Source organism: uncultured Sulfitobacter sp. (genome assembly GCF_947497275.1).
Lineage (GTDB): Bacteria > Pseudomonadota > Alphaproteobacteria > Rhodobacterales > Rhodobacteraceae > Sulfitobacter.
In genome coordinates, this window is the sequence record NZ_CANMFS010000014.1 from 1 (window position 1) to 16,021 (window position 16,021).

The window sequence follows — 16,021 nt, forward strand, 5'->3', positions numbered from 1 at the left end:
CCGACAAACACCGCAAGGGCCTCCCATCGGGAGGCCCTTGTTGCATCCGGCGCACGGCTGCGGGGATCGTTTGCAGGTTGCCGACTGTTCAAGGAGCGATCGTGCGGGAATACGTCTGGCTTCCAGGTGCCGGGCCGTCAGTATCATTCGGTCCGTTTCTTCAACGCATGAAAGATCTCCGCTTTGTGAACAGGGATTGCTGACAGATCAGGTGGCGTGCGGTAGTATTGCGCATGAGAAACGCTTTGCCCTATGCCTTCGGATTCCTGTTGCTGGTTTGCGCCCTCTTGCCGGGAGCGGGACGGACGGCCGAGATTGATCGCTTTGCAGGAAACTATGCGGGCAGCGCTATCTTCGAATTCGAAGATGCCTGGCACACGCGGGAATTGAGCACGTCGATCAGGGCAACGAAGAAGGGTTTTACGGTCACTTGGACCTCCCTGACCTACAGGGGCGACGGACGTAGCAAGCAGAAATCCTATACCGTCGATTTCGTGCCGAGCACGCGTGACCACATCTACAAATCCGCGATGGCAACGAACCGGTTCGGCAAACCCACTCCGCTGGATCCCCTGCAGGGAGAACCGTTCGTGTGGGCGCGTATAGAGAGGGATACATTCACAGTATATTCGTTGTCCATCAACGAAATCGGTGAGTACGAGTTGCAGGAATATCACCGCACTCTGGTCAAAGACGGTCTGAACCTCCTGTTCAGACGGGTGCACAACGGTGTTCCTGAAAAAGAAATCCGGGCTCTTCTGCGGCGGCAGGACTGAGCGGCGACGCTCTGACTTTTCGGCGCGGGCCTGAGCAGGGGCGGGCGTAGGCTGCTCCGCAGAGCGGTCCGGCAACAGCCCCTTGGTTCAACCGCGTGAGGAATGCTGCTTTGCCCCTTGCCACGCCATTCGACTCGCCCTATACGGCCCATACTTCACCGGGGTGCGCCTTTTGCGTGCCCCGTTGACGTTACACGAAAGCGCGACGAGGGTTCACGATGAGCGTGCATCCTCCTCTCCGTCTCCATCCCGAAGATAAGGGATATGCACATGGCTGCCAGCCAGAACATCCGCATCCGCCTGAAGGCGTTTGATTATCGGGTGCTTGATGCCTCCACGCAGGAAATCGTCAACACCGCCAAGCGCACAGGCGCTTCCGTTCGCGGCCCCATTCCGCTGCCGAACAAGATCGAGAAATTCACCGTTCTGCGTGGTCCCCACGTTGACAAGAAATCCCGTGACCAGTTCGAAATCCGCACGCACAAGCGTCTGCTGGATATCGTTGATCCGACCCCCCAGACCGTTGACGCGCTGATGAAGCTCGACCTCGCCGCTGGTGTGGATGTCGAGATCAAGCTGCAGTCATAAGCCTAAGGAGGGTAATATCATGTTGCGCTCAGGCGTTATTGCAAAAAAGATGGGCATGACCCGTCTGTTCATGGAAGACGGCCGCCAGGTTCCGGTAACCGTTCTTCAACTCGACAAGCTTCAGGTCGTGGCACAGCGCACCGAAGAGAAGGACGGCTACACAGCGGTTCAGCTCGGTGCCGGCACTGCCAAGGCAAAGCGGACGTCCCAGGCGATGCGCGGCCACTTCGCCGCAGCCAAGGTTGAGCCAAAGCGCAAGGTTGCGGAATTCCGCGTCGACGCCGACAACCTGATCGCCGTGGGCGAGGAAATCATCGCGGACCATTACTATGCGGGTCAGTACGTGGATGTTGCGGGCACCTCGATCGGTAAAGGTTTCGCCGGTGCGATGAAGCGTCACAACTTTGGCGGTCTGCGTGCGACACACGGTGTTTCGATCTCGCACCGTTCGCACGGTTCCACCGGCCAGTGTCAGGATCCCGGCAAGGTTTTCAAAGGGAAGAAGATGGCCGGTCATATGGGCGCTGCCCGCGTGACAACGCAGAACCTCGAAGTTGTCAAAACCGACAGCGCACGCGGTCTGATCATGGTCAAGGGCGCCGTTCCCGGTTCCAAGGGTGGATGGGTCACGGTCAAGGACGCGGTGAAGAAACCGTTCCCCGCCGATGCGATCTTGCCCGCCGCGCTGCGCTCCGCTGCTGAGGAAGCTGCGAAAGCAGCCGAAGAAGCAGCCGCCGCAGCCGCAGCTGAGGCGGAAGCCGAAGCCACGCGATTGGCTGAAGAGCAAGCCGCGCAGGAAGCCGAACAGCTGAAAGCTGCCGAGGCCGAAATCGAAGCAGAGAAATCCGATGCCGACAATTCCGATGTGGATGGCGGTGGCGACAAGAAAGAAGGTGACGCATGAAACTCGATGTCATCAAACTCGACGGCGGCACGGCCGGATCGGTAGACTTGGACGAGGCGCTGTTCGGCCTTGAGCCACGCGCCGATATCCTGCACCGTGTGGTCCGCTGGCAGCGCAACAACGCGCAGCAGGGCACGCATAAGGTCAAGACGCGGTCCGAAGTGAGCTATTCGACCAAAAAGATCTATCGCCAGAAGGGCACCGGCGGCGCACGCCACGGCGCGCGCTCTGCTCCGATCTTCCGGTCGGGCGGTATCTACAAGGGTCCGACCCCGCGTAGCCACGGCCACGAGCTGACCAAGAAGTTCCGCAAGCTGGGTCTGCGCCACGCTTTGTCTTCCAAGGCAAAGACAGGCAACCTCGTCATCATCGACGAAGCTGCCGGCGAAAGCAAAACAGCCGCGTTGGCCAAGCAGGTCAAGGCACTGGGCTGGAAGCGCGCGTTGATCATCGACGGCGCGTCGGTAAACGAGAACTTCGCACAAGCCGCGCGCAACATTGAAGGTCTGGATATCCTGCCGACAATGGGCGCAAACGTATATGATATCCTCAAGCGTGACACGCTCGTGATCACGCGCGCCGGTATCGAAGCACTGGAGGCCCGTTTGAAATGAGCGCGAAACCAGAACATTACGACGTGATCCGCAAGCCAATCATTACCGAAAAAGCGACAATGGCATCCGAAGCGAATGCCGTCGTTTTCGAAGTGGCGATGGACAGCAACAAGCCGATGATCAAAGAGGCGGTCGAGGCGCTTTTTGGTGTCAAGGTGAAGGCCGTGAACACGTCCATCACCAAAGGCAAGGTCAAGCGGTTCCGCGGGCAGCTGGGCACACGCCGCGACGTGAAGAAAGCCTATGTGACGCTCGAAGAAGGCAACACGATTGACGTGTCCACCGGTCTTTGAAACCTGACCGTTCATGATTTTGGAGGCTCCTGCGAAAGCGGGGGCCTTTTTTTTGATGGCTGACAGCAACCTGGGCAGGGTATGGTGAAAAGGCCGCAGGCCTCACCGCCTTTAGACATTGTCTGTCGGTGCGGATCGTCTATGAGTGTTCGATAAATATAATACAAAGCAGGCACATGATTGAAAATTCCGCTTCCGGTCGGCCCGTCAGAGAGGTCGAAAAAGCACGTGATTGGGTAAAGGTTCTAGCGGCTTACCGCGAACCGTCCACGCTGCGCAGTGCGTATGAACTTGCCGTGACGTTGGGGCTTTTCGTCGGGCTCTGGGCGCTGGCGTGGTGGTCCTTGTCAGTCAGCGGATGGTTGGCTTTCGCCATCGCCTTGTTCAACGGCGGCCTGCTCCTGCGGTTATTTGCGATTCAGCACGATTGCGGACATGCCGCGTTCTTCAAGAACCGCACCCTGAGCGACTGGATCGGCCGCATCATCGGTGTCCTGACGCTGACGCCCTATGATGTCTGGCGCCGCACCCATTCGATGCATCACAGTTCTTCGGGCAATCTGGGGCGGCGCGGGATGGGCGATGTCTATACGCTCACGGTGACGGAATACCGCGAGGCAGGTTTTTGGCGGCGGCTGCAGTACCGGCTGTACCGCAATCCCATCGTGCTTTTCGGACTGGGGCCTGGATACCTGTTCTTTCTTCAGAATCGCATACCGTTGGGTCTCATGGCGAATGCGCGCTATTGGGTCAGCGCGATGATGACCAACGCAGCGATCATCGCGGCACTGGCGGCCATCCTGTACTTTGGCGGCGTGATGCCGATTTTACTGATCTTCCTCCCGTCTACCTTGCTTGCCGCGACGGCGGGCGTCTGGCTTTTTTATGTACAGCACCAATTCGAGACGACTCATTGGGAAGAGAACGAGGACTGGGACCTGCACGATGCGGCCCTGCACGGCAGTTCACACTACGTCCTGCCCGCGTTCCTGCAGTGGTTAAGCGCCAACATTGGCATCCACCATGTGCATCATCTCTACAGCCGTATCCCGTTCTATCGCCTGCCGGAAGTACTGCGCGACAACGCGGCGCTCGGCACCATGAATCGCATGACGATCCGCGAAAGCCTCAGAAACGCGCGCTTGCATCTCTGGGACGAGAAGTCCCGGATGTTGTTGTCGTTCGCTCAGGCGCGGAAGGCTGCCGTCTGACGCCTAAGAAAGGCTGACGGCTCCTGAAAAAGACGGCGTTGCTGCACGGCTGCGCCTCTTCATATTTACGCAGCCACGACCCTTAATTCCACTTCAGCGATCAGCGAAGCGGGATCTGTCCGCGAACGCGTAACTGCGCAAAGCGTTCCATCAAAAAATTTCAATATTATTGGAACGATCAGGTCGATTTCAGTCTTTTTCTCCCATCAGAGCGCGTGATTTTGCAGCCGAACAGGCATCGCCGTATCGCCGTATCGACTGAGAAAATGAAGGAGAATGAAATGATGACTTTTAAGCATAAACTACTCGGAACGGTGTCCACAGCTACGCTCTTGTTGGCCGCGCCCGTTTCCGCCCAAACCGCAGATTCCACCGATCCAGCGGCAACAGCGAACGTGGCGGGCGGACAGGTTGTCGTAGAACAGAAGGATGCGACTGTCGACGTTACTGTGCCGGATCCGGATGTCAACGTAAACCAGGGCGCGCCTGTCGTTACCGTTGAACAGCCACAGCCAGAGATCACTGTAGTGGTCCCCGAGCCGACAGTACGTGTGCAGCAGCAAGCACCGATCATTACAGTCGAGCAGGCCCAACCGGAGATCACCGTGCGCATTCCCGAACCGGTGGTCACAGTGATGGTGCCACAGCCAGAAGTTGATGTGAACACGGGCGAGCCAAAGGTTGACCTTGAGCAGCCGGAACCTGTTGTCCGCTTCGTTCGGCCCGAACCGAAGATCACAATCGAAGAATCCGAACCACGGATTTCTGTCGAGCAGGCCGAAGCTGATGTAAATGTCGATGCTGCCGAACAAGCGCGTATCGATGTCGATCAAGCCGATGCGGAGGTCAACGTAGAGCAGGCCGATGGTGCAGATGTTCAGGTTTCCGAACCAACTGAAGATCCTACCGTTAATGTCGTTGACGGCGGCGAAGCTCAAATCGACATTGATCAGGCCCAAGCGCGTGTCATCACCGAAGATTTCAACGCAAGTGAAAGCGGTGAGATGGAAGAGGCTGATCTGACCCGGTACCAAGAGCGCGTCAAGGACCTGCCATTGTTTAACTTGCGCAGCGATGAGTTGGTTGGTCGCAGCGTCGCAACCGAAGCTGGCGAAGACGTGGGTGAAATTGACTTCATCGGTGTCCGTGGCAACACGCTGGTCGCCATCGTCGGTGTAGGCGGGTTCCTCGGAATGGGTGAGAACGAAGTCGCGATCCCTGTGGACAAAATGTACGCACGCGGCGATGAAATCATCATTCCCGGCGTTACAGAAGAGCGTCTGACCAGTATGCCTGAATTCGATGAGAGCGAAGTTCGTTTGCTCGATCCGGGCGTGCGTTTGGCCGAAGAAATCGGTCTGGACTGAACAGTCAGGTAAACGCAGCACGACAGGATAGTTCTGTCGCGCGGCTGCCAGGAAGAAAACCGACGATATAGTGCCATAGGTCTGGACACCGGACCGCTCATTGGCTAGGTGAACACATCGATCGAGGCCCCGGATTCGTCTGGGGCTTCGTTTTTGTGCACGGCGCAACCCGTCACAGACGTCTGGGACCTTCGGGGCCCTCTAACCACAGTGGACCTACGGGGCCGCAGACAAGCAAAACGGAAGACAGAGAACATGGCACTCAAGTCGTACAAACCGACGACGCCAGGCCAGCGTGGGCTGGTACTGATCGACCGTTCGGAGCTTTGGAAAGGCCGCCCGGTCAAGTCCCTCACTGAGGGTCTGACCAAGCATGGCGGACGGAACAACACCGGACGGATCACAATGCGTCGCAAGGGTGGGGGAGCCAAGCGCCTCTACCGTATCGTCGATTTCAAGCGCAACAAATTGGACGTCACCGCGACGATCATGCGTATTGAATATGACCCGAACCGGACCGCGTTTATCGCGCTGGTGAAATATGATGATGGCGAGCAGGCGTATATCCTTGCCCCCCAGCGTGTCGCCATCGGCGACCAGATCGTCGCCGCCCAGAAGGCCGACATCAAGCCCGGCAACGCGATGCCTTTTTCCGGCATGCCGATCGGTACGATCGTTCACAACATCGAAATGAAGCCCGGCAAAGGCGGTCAGATCGCCCGTGCTGCAGGCACCTACGCTCAGTTCGTGGGCCGTGATGGTGGCTACGCCCAGATCCGTTTGTCCTCGGGCGAGCTGCGTCTGGTCCGTCAGGAATGCATGGCCACCGTCGGTGCCGTGTCGAACCCCGACAACTCCAACCAGAACTACGGTAAAGCGGGCCGCATGCGCCACAAGGGCATCCGCCCGTCTGTGCGTGGTGTCGTGATGAACCCGATCGACCACCCGCACGGTGGTGGTGAAGGCCGTACGTCCGGTGGTCGTCACCCAGTGACGCCTTGGGGCAAGCCTACGAAGGGTGCAAAAACCCGCAACAAGAACAAAGCGTCAAGCAAGCTGATCGTCCGCTCGCGTCACGCCAAGAAGAAGGGGCGTTAATAGATGTCTCGTTCAGTATGGAAAGGTCCTTTTGTTGACTCCTATGTCCTCAAGAAGGCCGAAGCCTCCCGCGAAAGCGGCCGGAATGAAGTGATCAAGATCTGGTCGCGCCGTTCCACAATTTTGCCGCAGTTTGTTGGCCTGACGTTCGGCGTCTACAACGGTCACAAGCATATCCCAGTCAACATCAGCGAAGACATGATCGGTCAGAAGTTTGGCGAGTACTCGCCGACGCGGACCTACTACGGTCATGCCGCCGATAAAAAAGCGAAGCGGAAATAAGCCATGAGCAAGGATAAGAATCCCCGCCGCGTGGCCGACAACGAAGCACGCGCAAAGCTGCGCATGCTGAAAACGTCGCCGCAGAAACTGAATCTCGTTGCTGCCATGATCCGGGGCAAGAAGGTGGAGAAGGCCCTGACGGACCTCACCTTCTCGAAAAAGCGTATCGCAGTGGACGTGAAGAAATGTCTTCAGTCCGCGATTGCCAACGGCGAGAACAATCACAACCTCGATGTGGACGAACTGGTCGTGGCCGAAGCATATGTCGGCAAGAACATGACTCTGAAGCGTGGGCGTCCACGCGCACGGGGTCGGTTCGGCAAGATCATGAAGCCGTTTGCCGAGATCACCATCGTCGTGCGTCAGGTTGAGGAGCAAGCATAATGGGTAACAAAGTTAATCCGATCGGTATGCGTCTGCAGGTCAACCGCACCTGGGACAGCCGCTGGTATGCTGATACGAAGGACTACGGCAACCTGCTGCTCGAAGATCTCGCGATCCGCGATTTCATCAAGAAAGAGTGCAAGCAGGCCGGTATTTCCCGTGTGATCATCGAACGTCCGCACAAGAAGTGCCGCGTTACGATCCACACGGCGCGCCCCGGCGTGATCATCGGCAAGAAGGGCGCGGACATCGAAGGTCTGCGCAAGAAGCTGGCGCAGTTCACCGACAGCGAGCTGCACCTCAATATCGTCGAAGTGCGCAAGCCCGAGCTGGATGCCGCCCTTGTTGGCGAATCCATCGCGCAACAGCTGGAGCGCCGGGTGTCTTTCCGCCGCGCCATGAAGCGCGCGGTTCAGAACGCCATGCGTATGGGTGCCCTTGGTATCCGTGTGAACCTCGCTGGCCGTCTTGGCGGTGCCGAAATTGCGCGGACCGAATGGTACCGTGAGGGCCGCGTGCCGCTTCACACTTTGCGTGCGGACATCGACTATGCCCACGTCGAAGCGGCCACAGCTTACGGCATCATCGGGATCAAGACCTGGATCTTCAAAGGCGAGATCATGGAGCACGATCCCGCTGCCCGTGACCGCAAGGCGCAAGAAATGCAAGACGGCCCAGCACCCCGCGGTGCCGGCGGTCGGCGTTAAGGAGTAGATAGATGCTACAGCCAAAACGTACGAAATTCCGTAAGCAGTTCAAAGGGTCCATCAAGGGCCTGGCGAAGGGCGGGTCTGACCTGAACTTCGGCACTTACGGTCTCAAAGCCATCGAGCCGGAGCGGGTAACAGCGCGCCAGATCGAAGCCGCACGCCGTGCCATGACGCGCCACATGAAGCGTCAGGGCCGCGTCTGGATCCGCATCTTCCCGGATGTGCCCGTCACCTCCAAGCCCGTCGAAGTGCGTATGGGTAAAGGTAAAGGCTCCGTGGATTTCTGGGCCTGCAAAGTAAAGCCCGGTCGCGTGATGTTCGAAATCGACGGCGTCAACGATGACATCGCCCGCGAGGCCCTGCGCCTTGCCGCGATGAAGCTGCCGATCAAAACACGCGTTGTCGTTAGAGAAGATTGGTAAATCTTCTCTAAGCAGCTGGAGGCAGGGTATTTCACAGAATTGCCCCTTCCAGCGCCGTTTAAATTGAAGAGCCCCCACTGTGTTGAACGGCGGGGGCTTTTTTCGATAAATTCCGCGATACGATGGGCGTTTCTTATGAACCAATAGCTGGCGAGCAGGTAATGGAATTTCTTTTTCGAGTCTTATTCTTGGATGCGCGCTTGTTGCCCATGTAGTTGACCAGAACAGAGATTTGTAACCTTTACCTTTGGCCTTGCTAAAAGCCGCGCCCGAACCGCCCCCACGGGGCGGGCGCTCCTCGCGCACCCCTCGGTTCGGGCGCGGCCTGTCTAATTGCAGGGAGCGCTGGAAATCGGGGTTGGTTCCGATTAGTCTGAGTGCACTGAACTAAGCATTACAGGACGCCCACCATGAAACACGTCCCCAAACCCACCACCGACGAAGACCTCATCGCAGAGTTCCTCAACAAGGGCGGCGCGATCAAGAAGGGTAAGACCAAACCGATGCCTGCCGATCTCGGCCTCAGCAATAATCAGTGGGGCAACAAGATGACCAAGGAGGAGAAGGCCTTGGTCAAGGAGCAGGAAGAGGCGCGGAAGAAGGCGCCCAAGTGATCAGGTCCATGCGTAGTTGAACGACACCGAAATCCGGTCGTCCTCGCTCATGTTCATCGGCACCTCGTGCCGCACGAAGCTCTCCCACAGCAGCACATCGCCCACGGCGGGGGCGACGTAGTGGAATGTCCGCAATTCTTCACGTGCGTCCTTCACGCGGCCGGGCGCGGCCATCATCATCGGCAGGCGAGGGTCCTCGAACTTGACCGCGCTCGCGCCGTCGGGCATGGCTACATAGGTCGTGCCGGAGATCACCGAATGGGGGTGGATGTGGCCGGTGTGGATGCCACCCTCTGGCAGGATGTTGATCCAGATGTCTTCGAGCTTCAGCTCGCGTCCGTCCAGATCAAGCTGGAGATCCTCGGCAAAGGCGGCGACATGGGCATCCAGCTGCTTGATCAGGTCAGCGAAGATCGGAAAGCGCCAGCCCAGATCGGTCAGCGAGGCATATGACGTATAGCCGGGATAGCCGTTTTCCTCGCACCATTCCTGTCCCGCCTCGTCATCCTCGGCGATGGAATAACACGAGGTCTCCATCTCGTCGGTATTGATGGCATCGCCAAGGGCGGCGTGGTACAGGCGGGTGGCGAAAAGCGATCTGATTTGGGTCATACGAACGTCATAGCCGACCCGGCTGCGCGGTGCGAGAGCTGGATCAGAAAACCTGCTGATTTGTTCGAGACAGGTGAAAGCCATGCCCGCTTTCATTGCGGCATTGTAGCCCGCTAGTCGCTGAATAACAGGTAAAGCCGCCGAACTTGCCCTCTACGTTGTACTCGGCCACGCTTTGGGCGCCCGTGGGGCGGGCCCCGGCGGAAGTGCAGGCTCCTTGAACGCCGCCGGTGTTGTTCATGGAAAATGTGATCCCTCGGTTAAGTGGGCAGGACGCCAGTGCTTGAACTTTTGCGGGTTGGCTCCTTTTGAATATCGTGCATTCGATGTCGGAGCCTTCGAAACCCTCACCGACCACGCATTCTATATTACCGGAGGGAGTGTTGAACGACCAGACGTCTGCATGTGCCGGAACGGCGAGGGCGCTTGATGCCAGCAAAAACCGGAAGAGCATTGTTAAATCCTTTATCAAATATCTATGGAGGCACATAATATGCAGTAAATGGTAGTGTGTCTGCCCCCGCATGCATCCCGATCGGGTCGAAATTCAGGGTTGCGCCGCAGGCCGATTGCGCCTAAACGGCAGCTTCATCATGAACTCCATCAGAATCATGGTCACCCTTTCGGGGCCTACTGGTGATGTTGAAAGGAAATGGCATGAAAGCCAGCGAACTGCATGACAAGACGCCGGACCAGCTCCGCGACGAGCTTGTGAACTTGAAGAAAGAATCGTTCAACCTGCGTTTTCAGCAGGCCACCGGCCAGTTGGAAAATGCGGCACGTCTGCGCGCCGTCAAGCGTGACGTTGCCCGTGTGAAGACAGTTTTGAACCAGAAAGCCGCATCTGCGGCGACAGACGCGTAAGAGGAGCCTGAACCATGCCAAAGCGTATCCTGACAGGCACCGTAACCTCGGACGCCAATGAACAGACAGTCACCGTTTCCGTAGAGCGCCGCTTTACGCACCCGGTTCTGAAAAAGACCATTCGTAAGTCCAAAAAATATCGGGCGCACGATGAGCAAAACACATACAAGGTGGGCGACAGCGTTCGCATCATCGAATGTGCACCACGATCCAAAACCAAGCGTTGGGAAGTGATCACCGCCGAAGCGTGATCCTTCGCGCGGTGCCCTTCGCGGGGCGCCGCGTTGCCCGTTCCGGGCGCATGACATTAATCGAAACCCTGGGGAACGGGCACGCATCGCCCCCCAGAAGGTCGGGAGAAACCAAATGATCCAGATGCAGACCAACCTGGATGTTGCTGACAACAGCGGCGCGCGCCGTGTTCAGTGCATCAAGGTCCTGGGTGGTTCCAAGCGTAAGTACGCGTCCGTCGGCGACATCATCGTCGTGTCGGTCAAGGAAGCCATTCCACGCGGCCGTGTGAAAAAGGGTGACGTGCGCAAAGCCGTCGTCGTTCGCACCGCCAAGGAAGTTCGTCGCGACGATGGCACGGCCATCCGGTTCGACCGCAATGCGGCCGTTATTCTGAATAACAACAACGAGCCTGTCGGCACCCGTATCTTTGGGCCCGTCGTTCGTGAGCTGCGCGGCAAGAACTTCATGAAAATCATCTCGCTCGCTCCGGAGGTGCTGTAATCATGGCTGCTAAGCTAAAAAAAGGTGACAAGGTCATCGTGCTGGCCGGCAAGGACAAGGGCCAGACAGGCAATATCACGTCCGTCGATCCACAGGCCAACAAGGCCATCGTGGAAGGCATCAACATGGCCGTGCGCGCAACCCGTCAGAGCCAGACGTCGCAGGGTGGCCGGATCCCGAAGGCAATGCCGATCGACCTGAGCAATCTCGCGATCGTCGATGCCAACGGCAAGGCAACACGCGTCGGTTTCAAGATGGACGGTGACAAGAAAGTGCGCTTTGCCAAGACAACAGGGGATGTAATCTGATGCTCGACACCGCGACATACACCCCCCGCCTCGAGGCCGACTACAAGGACCGCATCCGCGCGGCCCTGAAAGAAGAGTTCGGCTATAAGAACGACATGCAGATCCCGCGTCTGGACAAGATCGTCCTGAACATCGGTTGTGGCGCAGAAGCTGTCCGTGACAGCAAGAAAGCCAAATCCGCTCAGGAAGATCTGACATCCATCGCGGGCCAGAAGGCGCTGACCACCGTTGCCAAGAAATCCATCGCGGGTTTCCGGGTGCGCGAAGACATGCCTTTGGGCGCGAAAGTCACCTTGCGTGGTGACCGCATGTACGAATTCCTTGATCGTCTGATCACGATCGCAATGCCCCGCATTCGTGACTTTCGCGGCGTACCGGGCAAATCTTTCGATGGCCGGGGCAACTATGCCATGGGCATGAAAGAGCACATCGTGTTCCCCGAAATCGACTTTGATAAGGTCGATGAGACATGGGGCATGGACATCGTTATCGCCACCACGGCGAAAACCGACGCAGAAGCGAAAGCCATGTTGAAGCTCTTCAACATGCCGTTCAACTCGTAAGCGCGGGAAGGGAAAAGATATGGCTAAGAAATCCATGATCGAACGCGAAAAGAAGCGTGAAGCACTGGTCAAGAAGTACGCAGCCAAGCGGGCCGCGTTAAAAGACATCGTCAGTGATGAAAGCAAGCCGATGGAAGAGCGTTTCCGCGCCTCCCTGAAGCTGGCGAAACTGCCCCGCAACTCCAGCGCCGTGCGTCTGCACAACCGCTGCCAGTTGACCGGGCGTCCACACGCCTATTACCGCAAACTTAAAATCTCACGTATCGCGCTGCGTGATCTCGGCTCCTCCGGCCAGATCCCCGGCATGGTCAAGTCGAGCTGGTAAGGAGCGCATCAGATGAACGATCCTATTGCAGATATGCTGACACGCATCCGCAACAGCCAGTTGCGCGGCAAATCCACAGTCGTCACGCCGGCCTCCAAGCTGCGTGCCTGGGTGCTGGATGTGCTGGCAGACGAAGGCTACATTCGCGGCTACGAAAAGATGACCGGCACCGACGGTCATCCTGCCATCGAGATCAGCCTGAAGTACTACGAGGGCGAACCTGTCATTCGCGAGTTGAAGCGGGTTTCCAAGCCCGGTCGCCGCGTTTACATGGGCGCAAATGACCTCCCATCCGTCCGTCAGGGCCTGGGTGTGTCGATTGTCTCCACCCCCCAGGGTGTGATGTCGGACGCAAGCGCACGCGCAGCCAACGTTGGCGGCGAAGTGCTTTGCACCGTATTCTAAGGAGAATTTGATGTCTCGTATTGGTAAGAAAGCGGTCGATCTGCCCAGCGGTGTCACCGCGAGCATGAGCGGCCAGACCATCGAAGTGAAAGGCCCCAAAGGGACCCGCAGCTTTAAAGCGACCGACGACGTCACCATCGCCATCGAGGACGACGCTGTAAGCGTGACACCTCGCGGCAAGTCCAAGCGCGCGCGCCAGCAGTGGGGCATGTCCCGCACCATGGTCAGCAACCTTGTCACCGGCGTTACCACGGGTTTCAAGAAAGAGCTTGAAATCCAGGGTGTTGGTTACCGTGCTGCCATGACCGGCAACACACTGAAACTAAACCTCGGCCTGTCGCATGACGTCGATTACACACCGCCCGAAGGCGTGACTGTAACGGCGCCGAAGCAGACCGAAATCGTTGTGGAAGGCATTGACGAACAGCTTGTTGGTCAGGTCGCCGCGAACATCCGCGCTTGGCGCAAGCCCGAGCCCTACAAGGGCAAAGGCATCCGCTACAAGGGTGAGTTCGTCTTCCGCAAAGAAGGCAAGAAGAAGTAAGGAACGCACAGATGGCAAACAGCAAAAGACAACTGTTCATCAAACGCCGCCTGCGCGTTCGGAACAAACTTCGCCGCACCAACGCAGGCCGTATGCGCCTGTCGGTGCACCGGTCGAACAAGAACATCAGCGTCCAGTTGATCGACGATGTGAATGGGGTGACAGTCGCCTCCGCATCAACGCTCGAAAAAGATCTGGGTGTTGTCGGCAAGAACAACGTCGAAGCCGCAACCAAGGTAGGTTCGGCAATCGCCGAACGTGCCAAGAAGGCCGGCATCGAGACAGCCTATTTCGACCGGGGCGGTTTCCTGTTTCACGGTAAGGTGAAGGCATTGGCCGACGCTGCGCGTGAAGGCGGTCTGAAGATCTAAATCGGGGTTTCCCCCATTTGAAGGCGGCCATGCGTGGCCGCCTCGATGACCCGGGAGCGGATCCGCTCACCAAGGGTTGAACAAACAGGGCCGTTGGCCCGCAAGGACAGGAGGCCCGCATGGCCAGAGATGACAACCGGGGTGGCAACCGCCGCAACCAGCGCGACGAGACCCCAGAATTCGCAGACCGTCTGGTCGCGATCAACCGCGTTTCCAAAACGGTAAAAGGCGGTAAGCGCTTTGGTTTTGCTGCCCTCGTGGTGGTCGGTGACCAGAAGGGCCGTGTCGGTTTCGGCAAGGGTAAAGCCAAAGAGGTGCCCGAAGCGATCCGCAAGGCGACCGAGCAGGCAAAACGCCAGATGATCCGCGTTCAGCTGCGCGAAGGCCGCACGCTGCACCATGACATGTCCGGTCGTCACGGTGCCGGCAAGGTCGTCATGCGCACCGCACCGGAAGGTACAGGCATCATCGCCGGTGGTCCGATGCGTGCCGTGTTCGAGATGCTCGGCGTCAAGGACGTGGTGTCCAAATCCATCGGGTCGCAGAACCCGTATAACATGATCCGCGCCACAATGGACGGATTGCGCAAGGAACAAAGCCCACGGTCGGTCGCACAGCGTCGCGGCAAGAAAGTGGCTGATATTCTGCGCAACGACGCGAAGATCAACGAGCAAAGCGATGTGGCCCACAACAGCCCCTCCGCCCAAGCCACGACCGACGCGTAAGGAGAGCACATCATGGCCAAGACAATCGTAATCAAGCAGATCGGTTCGCCCATCCGCCGTCCCGCCAAACAGCGTGCAACGCTGATTGGTCTGGGTCTCAACAAGATGCACCGCGTGAGCGAACTGGAAGACACGCCGTCCGTGCGTGGCATGATCAACTCGATCCCTCACATGGTCGAGATCCTCGAAGAAAAAGGCTGAGAGCGTCGGCTCAGCGCCTGATTGCTTTTTTCCGGATACTCAAGGCCGCCTTTCCGGGCGGCCTTTTTACGTCTGAACACTGACACCCAGAATGTGGCGTGCGCGGTCCCGCACGGTGATCCGCTTGTCCCTGTGGACCGCAAAATAGTTCAGGGTACGCATCGGGTAGGCATGGCTGTCCAGGAATGTCTCGCACCCAATCGGATCTGCGTCATGGGCCAACCTGTCCGGGACATAGATCCCATAACCCATGTCCCGAAACCAGCCCCAGACCTGCTGCGGCGAATAGCCCATGGCGTTCACGCCCGGTTCTGTGCTTTCGAACATGATTGTGGGCTTGTGCGCCGCAATAACGGTGGCACCGCCGCGCAGTGCGCCCAACTCGGCACCTTCGATGTCGATCTTCATCACATCGGGCTTTTCATCTTGCAGGACATCATCAAGGCGCCTGATCTCCACCGAGATGGCAACTTGCTGGCGCGCATGGTCCTTGATAAGCGAATTGTATCCGGTTGCCTCCGGATTGAGGTAAAACTCGATCTGACCGGTCTGCTCCCCGACGGCAAAGGCATGAAGCGTGCAATAGGGGAACCGGCGGGCCAGATGACGTGCTTTGCCCGGATCTGCTTCGACAGCGAGGATGCGTATGCTGTCGTCGAACCGGTGGACGGATGTAAAGATTGACCCGATGTGCGCACCGACATCGACGAATGTTCCGCCCGGCGGACAAAGGCGGGTTATCAGACGGTCCGCAAGTATCGCGTTTGCCACCATCGACGCGGTCTCGGGGTTCGCTGCCGGGACGCGCCTGAGTGAGAGATATTGCGACGCCTCAAGGAGCCGATGCCCAAGCGCCGTGCCGACCAAATTCTTTTTCATGGAAAAGACCTTACAAAGAAAAAGTGACCGTATTTTGGCGGTGTCAGCCCGTCAAGGCTGTTGGGGCGTGCCTGCAGGGCGCCGCCGGCAAGCGGGCGAAGTCGGCTCTCGATCGCCTTAGCCGTCGGCTTGAGGTCTGGCCCTCTTGATCCGGACAACGGCCTCGTCTATACGCGCCGCATGGTCCGTGGGGCCATACAGAATCGCAACGCCGCGTTTGGCCGCT

At 58.1% G+C, this 16,021-nt stretch carries 27 protein-coding genes; 24 read left to right on the forward strand and 3 right to left on the reverse strand.

Going from position 1 to position 16,021, the window contains the following annotated elements:
* Positions 1–233 precede the first annotated feature (233 nt).
* From Q1A06_RS18900 to Q1A06_RS18960, 13 genes are all read left to right on the forward strand, one after another.
* A complete protein-coding gene (locus Q1A06_RS18900; protein ID WP_299567230.1) occupies positions 234–776 on the forward strand; it encodes a hypothetical protein in 543 nt (180 codons plus the stop codon).
* Positions 777–1,046: 270 nt separating this feature from the next.
* Positions 1,047–1,364 carry a 30S ribosomal protein S10 gene (rpsJ, locus tag Q1A06_RS18905; RefSeq protein ID WP_025063450.1) on the forward strand — a complete coding sequence of 106 codons (318 nt, stop codon included), beginning with the start codon at positions 1,047–1,049 and terminating at the stop codon, positions 1,362–1,364.
* A gap of 19 nt (positions 1,365–1,383) precedes the next feature.
* Positions 1,384–2,268 (forward strand): 50S ribosomal protein L3, encoded by an 885-nt coding sequence (rplC, locus tag Q1A06_RS18910; protein WP_299567232.1) that lies wholly within the window; start codon positions 1,384–1,386, stop codon positions 2,266–2,268.
* Positions 2,265–2,882 carry a 50S ribosomal protein L4 gene (gene rplD / locus Q1A06_RS18915; protein WP_299567234.1) on the forward strand — a complete coding sequence of 206 codons (618 nt, stop codon included), beginning with the start codon at positions 2,265–2,267 and terminating at the stop codon, positions 2,880–2,882. Before rplC ends, rplD begins: the two co-directional genes overlap by 4 nt.
* The gene (locus Q1A06_RS18920; protein WP_299567236.1) at positions 2,879–3,175 is read left to right on the forward strand and encodes a 50S ribosomal protein L23; all 297 of its coding nucleotides are present in this window, start codon (positions 2,879–2,881) and stop codon (positions 3,173–3,175) included. The genes rplD and Q1A06_RS18920 overlap by 4 nt, the downstream gene beginning before the upstream one ends.
* A gap of 176 nt (positions 3,176–3,351) precedes the next feature.
* Positions 3,352–4,386 (forward strand): fatty acid desaturase, encoded by a 1,035-nt coding sequence (locus tag Q1A06_RS18925; protein ID WP_299567238.1) that lies wholly within the window; start codon positions 3,352–3,354, stop codon positions 4,384–4,386.
* 266 nt (positions 4,387–4,652) lie between these two features.
* Positions 4,653–5,753, forward strand: coding sequence for a PRC-barrel domain-containing protein (locus tag Q1A06_RS18930; RefSeq protein WP_299567240.1), 1,101 nt, complete (start codon positions 4,653–4,655; stop codon positions 5,751–5,753).
* A gap of 255 nt (positions 5,754–6,008) precedes the next feature.
* On the forward strand, positions 6,009–6,851 hold the full coding sequence (gene rplB, locus Q1A06_RS18935; RefSeq protein WP_299567242.1) for a 50S ribosomal protein L2: 843 nt from the start codon (positions 6,009–6,011) through the stop codon (positions 6,849–6,851).
* A 3-nt stretch (positions 6,852–6,854) separates the two neighbouring features.
* Positions 6,855–7,133: a 30S ribosomal protein S19 gene (gene rpsS, locus Q1A06_RS18940; RefSeq protein ID WP_227271726.1), complete on the forward strand. Its 279-nt coding sequence runs from the start codon at positions 6,855–6,857 to the stop codon at positions 7,131–7,133.
* Between the two features lie 3 nt (positions 7,134–7,136).
* Positions 7,137–7,517 carry a 50S ribosomal protein L22 gene (rplV, locus tag Q1A06_RS18945; RefSeq protein ID WP_299567245.1) on the forward strand — a complete coding sequence of 127 codons (381 nt, stop codon included), beginning with the start codon at positions 7,137–7,139 and terminating at the stop codon, positions 7,515–7,517.
* On the forward strand, positions 7,517–8,224 hold the full coding sequence (gene rpsC, locus Q1A06_RS18950; protein WP_299567247.1) for a 30S ribosomal protein S3: 708 nt from the start codon (positions 7,517–7,519) through the stop codon (positions 8,222–8,224). Before rplV ends, rpsC begins: the two co-directional genes overlap by 1 nt.
* Before the next feature lie 11 nt (positions 8,225–8,235).
* Positions 8,236–8,649 carry a 50S ribosomal protein L16 gene (rplP, locus tag Q1A06_RS18955; RefSeq protein WP_025045935.1) on the forward strand — a complete coding sequence of 138 codons (414 nt, stop codon included), beginning with the start codon at positions 8,236–8,238 and terminating at the stop codon, positions 8,647–8,649.
* Between the two features lie 410 nt (positions 8,650–9,059).
* Positions 9,060–9,263 (forward strand): hypothetical protein, encoded by a 204-nt coding sequence (locus tag Q1A06_RS18960; protein ID WP_299567249.1) that lies wholly within the window; start codon positions 9,060–9,062, stop codon positions 9,261–9,263.
* Here Q1A06_RS18960 and Q1A06_RS18965 read toward each other — a convergent pair whose 3' ends face one another.
* Both Q1A06_RS18965 and Q1A06_RS18970 read right to left on the reverse strand, forming a co-directional pair.
* Positions 9,264–9,875, reverse strand: a complete 612-nt coding sequence (locus Q1A06_RS18965; protein ID WP_299567253.1) for a 2OG-Fe(II) oxygenase family protein — start codon at positions 9,873–9,875, stop codon at positions 9,264–9,266.
* A gap of 43 nt (positions 9,876–9,918) precedes the next feature.
* Positions 9,919–10,329: a DUF6636 domain-containing protein gene (locus Q1A06_RS18970; RefSeq protein ID WP_299567257.1), complete on the reverse strand. Its 411-nt coding sequence runs from the start codon at positions 10,327–10,329 to the stop codon at positions 9,919–9,921.
* 203 nt (positions 10,330–10,532) lie between these two features.
* On the opposite strand from Q1A06_RS18970, the gene rpmC reads away from it, so the two are divergent.
* From rpmC to rpmD, 11 genes are all read left to right on the forward strand, one after another.
* Positions 10,533–10,739, forward strand: a complete 207-nt coding sequence (gene rpmC / locus Q1A06_RS18975) for a 50S ribosomal protein L29 (protein ID WP_299567261.1) — start codon at positions 10,533–10,535, stop codon at positions 10,737–10,739.
* A 14-nt stretch (positions 10,740–10,753) separates the two neighbouring features.
* The gene (rpsQ, locus tag Q1A06_RS18980; protein WP_299567266.1) at positions 10,754–10,990 is read left to right on the forward strand and encodes a 30S ribosomal protein S17; all 237 of its coding nucleotides are present in this window, start codon (positions 10,754–10,756) and stop codon (positions 10,988–10,990) included.
* A 115-nt stretch (positions 10,991–11,105) separates the two neighbouring features.
* The gene (rplN, locus tag Q1A06_RS18985; RefSeq protein ID WP_025045929.1) at positions 11,106–11,474 is read left to right on the forward strand and encodes a 50S ribosomal protein L14; all 369 of its coding nucleotides are present in this window, start codon (positions 11,106–11,108) and stop codon (positions 11,472–11,474) included.
* Positions 11,475–11,476: 2 nt separating this feature from the next.
* On the forward strand, positions 11,477–11,782 hold the full coding sequence (rplX, locus tag Q1A06_RS18990; protein ID WP_299567274.1) for a 50S ribosomal protein L24: 306 nt from the start codon (positions 11,477–11,479) through the stop codon (positions 11,780–11,782).
* Positions 11,782–12,345 (forward strand): 50S ribosomal protein L5, encoded by a 564-nt coding sequence (gene rplE, locus Q1A06_RS18995; RefSeq protein ID WP_299567278.1) that lies wholly within the window; start codon positions 11,782–11,784, stop codon positions 12,343–12,345. Before rplX ends, rplE begins: the two co-directional genes overlap by 1 nt.
* A gap of 19 nt (positions 12,346–12,364) precedes the next feature.
* On the forward strand, positions 12,365–12,670 hold the full coding sequence (rpsN, locus tag Q1A06_RS19000) for a 30S ribosomal protein S14 (RefSeq protein WP_299567284.1): 306 nt from the start codon (positions 12,365–12,367) through the stop codon (positions 12,668–12,670).
* Between the two features lie 12 nt (positions 12,671–12,682).
* Positions 12,683–13,075 (forward strand): 30S ribosomal protein S8, encoded by a 393-nt coding sequence (rpsH, locus tag Q1A06_RS19005; RefSeq protein ID WP_299567289.1) that lies wholly within the window; start codon positions 12,683–12,685, stop codon positions 13,073–13,075.
* 10 nt (positions 13,076–13,085) lie between these two features.
* A complete protein-coding gene (rplF, locus tag Q1A06_RS19010; protein ID WP_299567542.1) occupies positions 13,086–13,619 on the forward strand; it encodes a 50S ribosomal protein L6 in 534 nt (177 codons plus the stop codon).
* A gap of 11 nt (positions 13,620–13,630) precedes the next feature.
* Positions 13,631–13,990: a 50S ribosomal protein L18 gene (gene rplR, locus Q1A06_RS19015; RefSeq protein WP_299567293.1), complete on the forward strand. Its 360-nt coding sequence runs from the start codon at positions 13,631–13,633 to the stop codon at positions 13,988–13,990.
* Positions 13,991–14,109: 119 nt separating this feature from the next.
* Positions 14,110–14,715 carry a 30S ribosomal protein S5 gene (gene rpsE / locus Q1A06_RS19020; protein WP_299567298.1) on the forward strand — a complete coding sequence of 202 codons (606 nt, stop codon included), beginning with the start codon at positions 14,110–14,112 and terminating at the stop codon, positions 14,713–14,715.
* Between the two features lie 12 nt (positions 14,716–14,727).
* Positions 14,728–14,916 (forward strand): 50S ribosomal protein L30, encoded by a 189-nt coding sequence (rpmD, locus tag Q1A06_RS19025; protein ID WP_299567302.1) that lies wholly within the window; start codon positions 14,728–14,730, stop codon positions 14,914–14,916.
* Positions 14,917–14,982: 66 nt separating this feature from the next.
* Here rpmD and Q1A06_RS19030 read toward each other — a convergent pair whose 3' ends face one another.
* A complete protein-coding gene (locus Q1A06_RS19030; protein ID WP_299567307.1) occupies positions 14,983–15,795 on the reverse strand; it encodes an FkbM family methyltransferase in 813 nt (270 codons plus the stop codon).
* Between the last annotated feature and the right edge of the window lie 226 nt (positions 15,796–16,021).

Coding starts and splice junctions, on each gene's coding strand:
- rplF (WP_299567542.1), top strand. CDS start 13,086: ATGTCTCGTATTGGTAAGAAAGCGGTCGATCTGCCCAGCGGTGTCACC.
- rpsE (WP_299567298.1), top strand. CDS start 14,110: ATGGCCAGAGATGACAACCGGGGTGGCAACCGCCGCAACCAGCGCGAC.
- Q1A06_RS18965 (WP_299567253.1), bottom strand. CDS start 9,875: ATGACCCAAATCAGATCGCTTTTCGCCACCCGCCTGTACCACGCCGCC.
- rplC (WP_299567232.1), top strand. CDS start 1,384: ATGTTGCGCTCAGGCGTTATTGCAAAAAAGATGGGCATGACCCGTCTG.
- rplP (WP_025045935.1), top strand. CDS start 8,236: ATGCTACAGCCAAAACGTACGAAATTCCGTAAGCAGTTCAAAGGGTCC.
- rplE (WP_299567278.1), top strand. CDS start 11,782: ATGCTCGACACCGCGACATACACCCCCCGCCTCGAGGCCGACTACAAG.
- rpsQ (WP_299567266.1), top strand. CDS start 10,754: ATGCCAAAGCGTATCCTGACAGGCACCGTAACCTCGGACGCCAATGAA.
- rplB (WP_299567242.1), top strand. CDS start 6,009: ATGGCACTCAAGTCGTACAAACCGACGACGCCAGGCCAGCGTGGGCTG.
- rpsC (WP_299567247.1), top strand. CDS start 7,517: ATGGGTAACAAAGTTAATCCGATCGGTATGCGTCTGCAGGTCAACCGC.
- Q1A06_RS18970 (WP_299567257.1), bottom strand. CDS start 10,329: ATGCTCTTCCGGTTTTTGCTGGCATCAAGCGCCCTCGCCGTTCCGGCA.
- rplV (WP_299567245.1), top strand. CDS start 7,137: ATGAGCAAGGATAAGAATCCCCGCCGCGTGGCCGACAACGAAGCACGC.
- rplX (WP_299567274.1), top strand. CDS start 11,477: ATGGCTGCTAAGCTAAAAAAAGGTGACAAGGTCATCGTGCTGGCCGGC.
- rpmC (WP_299567261.1), top strand. CDS start 10,533: ATGAAAGCCAGCGAACTGCATGACAAGACGCCGGACCAGCTCCGCGAC.
- Q1A06_RS18960 (WP_299567249.1), top strand. CDS start 9,060: ATGAAACACGTCCCCAAACCCACCACCGACGAAGACCTCATCGCAGAG.
- rpsS (WP_227271726.1), top strand. CDS start 6,855: ATGTCTCGTTCAGTATGGAAAGGTCCTTTTGTTGACTCCTATGTCCTC.
- rpsH (WP_299567289.1), top strand. CDS start 12,683: ATGAACGATCCTATTGCAGATATGCTGACACGCATCCGCAACAGCCAG.
- rplD (WP_299567234.1), top strand. CDS start 2,265: ATGAAACTCGATGTCATCAAACTCGACGGCGGCACGGCCGGATCGGTA.
- Q1A06_RS18930 (WP_299567240.1), top strand. CDS start 4,653: ATGAAGGAGAATGAAATGATGACTTTTAAGCATAAACTACTCGGAACG.
- Q1A06_RS19030 (WP_299567307.1), bottom strand. CDS start 15,795: ATGAAAAAGAATTTGGTCGGCACGGCGCTTGGGCATCGGCTCCTTGAG.
- rpsJ (WP_025063450.1), top strand. CDS start 1,047: ATGGCTGCCAGCCAGAACATCCGCATCCGCCTGAAGGCGTTTGATTAT.
- rpmD (WP_299567302.1), top strand. CDS start 14,728: ATGGCCAAGACAATCGTAATCAAGCAGATCGGTTCGCCCATCCGCCGT.
- Q1A06_RS18925 (WP_299567238.1), top strand. CDS start 3,352: ATGATTGAAAATTCCGCTTCCGGTCGGCCCGTCAGAGAGGTCGAAAAA.
- Q1A06_RS18920 (WP_299567236.1), top strand. CDS start 2,879: ATGAGCGCGAAACCAGAACATTACGACGTGATCCGCAAGCCAATCATT.
- rplN (WP_025045929.1), top strand. CDS start 11,106: ATGATCCAGATGCAGACCAACCTGGATGTTGCTGACAACAGCGGCGCG.
- rpsN (WP_299567284.1), top strand. CDS start 12,365: ATGGCTAAGAAATCCATGATCGAACGCGAAAAGAAGCGTGAAGCACTG.
- Q1A06_RS18900 (WP_299567230.1), top strand. CDS start 234: ATGAGAAACGCTTTGCCCTATGCCTTCGGATTCCTGTTGCTGGTTTGC.
- rplR (WP_299567293.1), top strand. CDS start 13,631: ATGGCAAACAGCAAAAGACAACTGTTCATCAAACGCCGCCTGCGCGTT.